Source organism: Micromonospora globispora (assembly GCF_003857015.1).
Taxonomy (GTDB): domain Bacteria; phylum Actinomycetota; class Actinomycetes; order Mycobacteriales; family Micromonosporaceae; genus Micromonospora; species Micromonospora globispora.
This window is the reverse complement of record NZ_QGGF01000667.1, coordinates 1-626: the sequence shown is the minus strand read 5'-3', so window position 1 is coordinate 626 and position 626 is coordinate 1. Positions and strand designations below refer to the sequence as shown.

The 626-nt window shown below is 75.2% G+C and carries 1 protein-coding gene and 1 pseudogene; one reads left to right on the top strand and one right to left on the bottom strand.

Going from position 1 to position 626, the window contains the following annotated elements:
• Nucleotides 1-272: maleylpyruvate isomerase N-terminal domain-containing protein (locus tag DKL51_RS31635; RefSeq protein ID WP_124813120.1), on the bottom strand; the 272-nt coding region annotated here is incomplete at its 3' end.
• Nucleotides 273-451: 179 nt separating this feature from the next.
• Between DKL51_RS31635 and DKL51_RS31630 the strand changes: the two are divergent.
• Nucleotides 452-626 (top strand): annotated as a pseudogene (locus DKL51_RS31630) (ribosome small subunit-dependent GTPase A); the annotation flags it as partial.

Genomic DNA, 626 nt, shown 5'->3' with positions numbered 1-626 from the left:
GCGGGCGGGCGGGCGGCGCCGGCCTCGATGTCGGCGGCGCGGGCGGCCGCGCTGGCGTACATCGGGATCCGCTCGCCGGTGCGGGCGGCGGTCAGCAGGTTTACGAAGCCGTCGGCGTTGCGGGCCAGGTGGGTCAGCACATGACCCCGGGTCCAGCCCGGCAGCAGGGACGCGGCGGCGACGTCCGCGGCGTCGAAGGCGGTCACGGTGCGCAGCAGGCGGGCTGTCGCGTCGTCCACTTCGCCGGTCAGCAGCAGCGGATCGGTGGTCACCCACCGACCCTAGCGGTACGGGGCTCCCGCGTCGCCGGGGAAATCGCTTTCGGCGCGCCGGTGCGCCCCCTACCGTCGGATTCGGACGCGGCACCGGGACGTCGGAGCGGAGGTGGTGATCATGCCGGTCGTAGCACGCGTGTTCCGCCATGTTCCACCTCGACACCGATGAGGATGCCATGACCATCGATCTGACCGCCCTCGGCTGGGACGCCGGGTGGGCGGCACACGTACGACGGCGCAGCGACCACCGGCCGGGCCGGGTGGCCCGGGTCGACCGCGGGGTCTGCACCGTGCTCTGCGCCGACGGCCCGGTCCGCGCCAGCCTCGGCGGCGCGGTGCTGGCCGACGCCG